The sequence below is a fragment of the Dendronalium phyllosphericum CENA369 genome (assembly GCF_016056275.1).
Taxonomy (GTDB): Bacteria; Cyanobacteriota; Cyanobacteriia; order Cyanobacteriales; family Nostocaceae; genus Dendronalium; species Dendronalium phyllosphericum.
Map to the genome: position 1 here is coordinate 1 of NZ_JAECZA010000262.1, position 4,304 is coordinate 4,304.

General features: G+C 46.2%; 5 protein-coding genes and 1 pseudogene. All 6 read right to left on the reverse strand.

Going from position 1 to position 4,304, the window contains the following annotated elements; translation table 11 throughout:
• A pseudogene (locus I8752_RS30030) lies at positions 1 to 277 on the reverse strand (IS4 family transposase); the annotation flags it as partial.
• A 140-nt stretch (positions 278 to 417) separates the two neighbouring features.
• Positions 418 to 819: an SLAC1 family transporter gene (locus I8752_RS30035; protein ID WP_214435856.1), complete on the reverse strand. Its 402-nt coding sequence runs from the start codon at positions 817 to 819 to the stop codon at positions 418 to 420.
• A 159-nt stretch (positions 820 to 978) separates the two neighbouring features.
• Positions 979 to 1,374, reverse strand: coding sequence for a beta/alpha barrel domain-containing protein (locus I8752_RS30040; RefSeq protein WP_214435857.1), 396 nt, complete (start codon positions 1,372 to 1,374; stop codon positions 979 to 981).
• A gap of 16 nt (positions 1,375 to 1,390) precedes the next feature.
• Entirely contained in the window at positions 1,391 to 2,416 is a 1,026-nt protein-coding gene (gene gnd, locus I8752_RS30045) for a phosphogluconate dehydrogenase (NAD(+)-dependent, decarboxylating) (protein ID WP_214435858.1), read from the reverse strand.
• A gap of 160 nt (positions 2,417 to 2,576) precedes the next feature.
• The gene (locus I8752_RS30050; protein WP_214435859.1) at positions 2,577 to 3,038 is read right to left on the reverse strand and encodes a hypothetical protein; all 462 of its coding nucleotides are present in this window, start codon (positions 3,036 to 3,038) and stop codon (positions 2,577 to 2,579) included.
• A gap of 243 nt (positions 3,039 to 3,281) precedes the next feature.
• Positions 3,282 to 4,106 carry an NAD(P)/FAD-dependent oxidoreductase gene (locus I8752_RS30055; RefSeq protein ID WP_214435860.1) on the reverse strand — a complete coding sequence of 275 codons (825 nt, stop codon included), beginning with the start codon at positions 4,104 to 4,106 and terminating at the stop codon, positions 3,282 to 3,284.
• Between the last annotated feature and the right edge of the window lie 198 nt (positions 4,107 to 4,304).

Below are 4,304 nucleotides of genomic sequence, written 5' to 3' on the forward strand. Positions count from 1 at the left end.
CAATAGTTAATTGTGATCCTACCTTAAAATGTTGGTTAATTATTGCTTCAATGATAGGAAACCACAACAATACTACACTTAAGGTATTCAATGTTAAAAACCTTTGTATATGCCGTCTACGACTGTTTTGTTGTATTGGTAGAGGTAAGGTTGCTGCCAGTCTTTCTATCTTCACCTGTTTCTGATTTTGTAACAACCACACCAACATTTTCAGAGTGATTAACTGTGCTTTATTTAGGTATTTTTCTAAAAAGTTTTGGTAGAATGATGCCAGCATTATGACGACGGTCTTAATTAAATTACGAGACCGTTCTTTTTTACCATTAAACTGTACCCTACAGGTAGCTGCTTAATAACTGTACAGTTCATTCTCAATAAGTACCCACATTTGTTAAGGGGTCTGTGCCTCTCAAACCTTTATCTGGCTAGGTTTAGAGGCGTTTGTCGCCCCTTGAAACCGACAACAAATAACGCGACGGCGATCGCACGAGAGTAGGGTGCGATCGCTAGTGCCACCAACATCGTAGACACAGGCACTAAGCTGATAAAGCAACACAAAACAGGATGCTCAAATTCAGCTAAGGCATCTGCTCTCGCCCACAGCCATTTACCCACATAAAGCAGCAACAACACGAGCCAGATTGCAATTGTCAGCAACATAATTGCTTCGCCAATCCAGGTAGGCAAGTGCCAAAGTTTAGCAGCTACTCGCCAACAACTACCTAATCCTGCCAAACCCAGAATCATGCCAAAAAAGGAAGCAGGAATGATGGGACGATAATCTTTCAATAGGGTAGGCTTTGGACGTGATTTTCTCATTATCTAGCTTTGGTCTCAGACTGTTCACTGTAAATATCCATGATTGTTTTGAGCAATCGCAGTGCATCTGGCTTGGAACGCTGAAAAGAATTGCGTCCGATAATCGAACCAAATCCATGTCCGGCATGAATGGCACGAACTTCATGGAGGAAAGCATCATCACTGTCGATCGGCCCACCCGAAAAAATGACAATCCGTCAGTGCTTGTGTTGGGTCTGACTCAGCTAGTAACACATCATGATTGTTGGCTTTCAGAATTAGGGGAATTTCACCTGCAAATTCTCGCGCTCCCGCTTCCAAAAATCCTAACGGTGCCGTATAGGCATTGCATCCTGCTGCGATTGCTAACTCAAAATGATAGCGAGGATCGTAGGCTGGTGGATTAGGCGCAAAACTGCTAGCTGGCCCATGCTCAAAGCCTTGATCCACAGGCAGCATGACGACTTTGCCAGTTCCAGCTAGTTTGCCATGATTCAGCAACCGGGCTAAATTAGTCAACGTTCCGGGATTGTCGCTGCCATACCAACTGAGAATTTCTTTTACTCGATGAGTCATAGTGTTTCTCCTAAAATCATTTCTTCAATGCCTGTTGTTCTACGTGTCCGCCAAACTGGAAACGCATGGCAGACAGTAGTTTATCTGCAAAATCATTTTCGCCACGCGAGCTAAACCTTTGATACAAGGCTGCGCTGAGTACAGGGACAGGAGTACCTTCATCAATGGCAGCTGCGATCGTCCAGCGTCCTTCGCCTGAATCAGACACTTGCCCTTCAAAGCCTGATAGGTCTGGTTGTTCCAGGAGGGCGATCGCAGTTAGATCCAATAGCCAGGAGGCAATTACACTGCCCCGTCGCCAAACTTCAGCAATATCAGGCAGATTCAAGTCATACTGATAATGTTCAGGATTGCGGAGGGGGGTTGTTTCAGCATTAGCCACACGGTTGTGCTTACCCACATTGGCGTGATGCAAGATATTCAATCCTTCTGCGTAAGCTGCCATCAAGCCATATTCGATGCCATTATGTACCATCTTGACAAAATGCCCCGCCCCATGTGAGCCGCAGTGCAGATAGCCTTCTTCAGCCGTACCGCCCATCTTTTCCCGTCCAGCAGTACGCAAAATATCACCCCGTCCGGGAGCTAATGATTTAAAAATGGGATCGAGATACTGAACCGCCATCCCAGATCCACCAATCATCATGCAATAACCACGCTCCAAACCCCACACTCCGCCACTGGTTCCCACATCTAGGTAGTGAATGCCCTTTTGCATCAGATCGTTTGCCCGTCGAATATCGTCAATGTAGTAAGAGTTGCCGCCATCAATTAAGATATCGCCGGAATCCAGTTTTGCAGCTAGTTCCTTCACCATCTGCTCGGTTGGTTCTCCGGCTGGCACCATCAACCAAATCGCACGAGGTTTATCGAGTTTCTGGACAAAATCGTCCAAGCTATAAGTGCCGATCGCCCCTTCTGATACAAGCTGTTTCACTTTCTCTAGTGTGCGATTGAACACCACACATTCATGGTTGTTTTGCAGCAGTCGCCGAACAATGTTCGCACCCATACGTCCCAGACCAATCACTCCCATCTGCATAATTTTTCTCCAATGTAATTCTCGTTTGCATAGAGTCGGTTCTGATTAGAGATAAGATTCTGGTTCATTAACAGAACAGCAATAGAACTTAAATTCATTTTTAGTAAAAATGGGCTTAAACGCCGCCAGAGCCGCTCGCGACTCTGTTCAATGTATTGTTTTATCGATTTTTCTCAAATGTATATAATTGCGAGTGACCTGTTCTAGTTGGAGCTGAGATGACAAATCGACTCACCCCTTGCTCCCACTTTGCGGTTGCATCAACAGTGTAAGGACTAGCAGTGCCAAACTGGTTAAGGCTGCTAGGTGGAGGGGTGAAAACCAGATGAAACTTACTTCCGCGATGGTAACCGCTAATTTGAGCAAAGTTCTCACCATCATTAGACTTCAAACTTCCGTACAGTTTGCCGGCAGGATCGATAAATACGAGTATCTGGCCCTGAGAACCGACAGTACGGAAGGTTCTCGTCCAACTGCCCCGGTAGGGAAGTACATAGTCTTGAGAGGGATTTGGTTGAGCTTGGCTGACTGGAAGCGCGAAAAGAGGCTGCGAGCGTAGCAGTCCAATCATGCTAATTGTTAAAATTCCACCAACCAATCGTTTTGTTGTTCGTGTCTTCATCAGTGGTTCTCTTTAAATAGACGATCGATCAACTGTCAATCTTTCAAAGGGTGTAGGGTGTGGGGAACCCACGCGCAAATAGTGGGATTGAAGCAAGGACGCTGTATTTCGAGGCGCGTAACACGAGAAATACATCTTTTTTTAAACTGGGCTTGTAACCCAGAACTAAAGTTTTTTATTTTTTAAACCTACACCCCACACCTCACACCCCACACCCTGTTTTTTATGAAGAGGTTGTCCACTCTAATCCAGTGGCATACACAGATGGATGAGCGATCGCTCTGGTTGTTCAACCGAAGAGAGCGGCTGTTTTGCGGTGGTTTCTGGCTTCATCTTGGGTCTGCGATCGCGGTGGAAAGTTTCTTCCTTCAGCCATTCTGTGGTTGCCTTAAAGTCATGCAGTGGAGTGGGCAGCATTTCTAAATACGTTGCACTGCGAATTAAATCGCCAGGTTTGCCAGTTATCTGCACTTTGCCAAACAAGTTTGATACCCCATTTCCTAAACCCAATTTCATTAGCGTACCCCGAAGACTCACATGGGCTGGACTAGGGGATGTTCCTTTAGCAAGGGCAATCAAATTGTGGGCAATGCTCGCACCTTGCTGATATGCCACCTGAGCTAAAGCCGGTAAGGGTTGCGGCTGCACGACCGCGCAATCGCCTGCGGCAAACACTTCTGGAAAATCCAGCAGTTGTAGAGTTGAGGTGACAAGCGGTAGCCCATGCTTATCCAGGCGATCTGCGGGAATTTGAGACTTGAGATTTTGGATGAGTGGGTTCACGGCAGTCCCGGCTGTCCAGATGGTGGTTTGAGTCAACAGCGTTTTTATCTCAGTGCTGTTGGCAGGTTGATACTCCAGGTGGTCTTGAGCAACCGCTTTCACCCCTACGCCTAATATCAATTCAACTGGTACTGTTCGAGTTTTGAAAGCCTGGAGAGCCTCTTCCTGCAAACCCACGTTGACATCGCCTGCGAGAATTGTCTTGCCATGATTGATTAAGACAATGCGAATCTGACGAATATCGCCGCCGAGTTGGGCGTACGTGTAGCGACCTGCAATGCTAATCGCTCAAACCTGCAATCAAGACATTTACAAACCAGGATTATTTGCAACTATAATTACGCTTCAGCCAGGATTAATTGCAACTGAGCCAGGATTAAATGCAACCAACCTGCAATCATCCGTTTGAGCCAGGATTATTTGCAACTAACCGAAAGTCCCGTCAAACGGTAGTTTGACAGTTTGCTCAAAAAACGCTGTAAC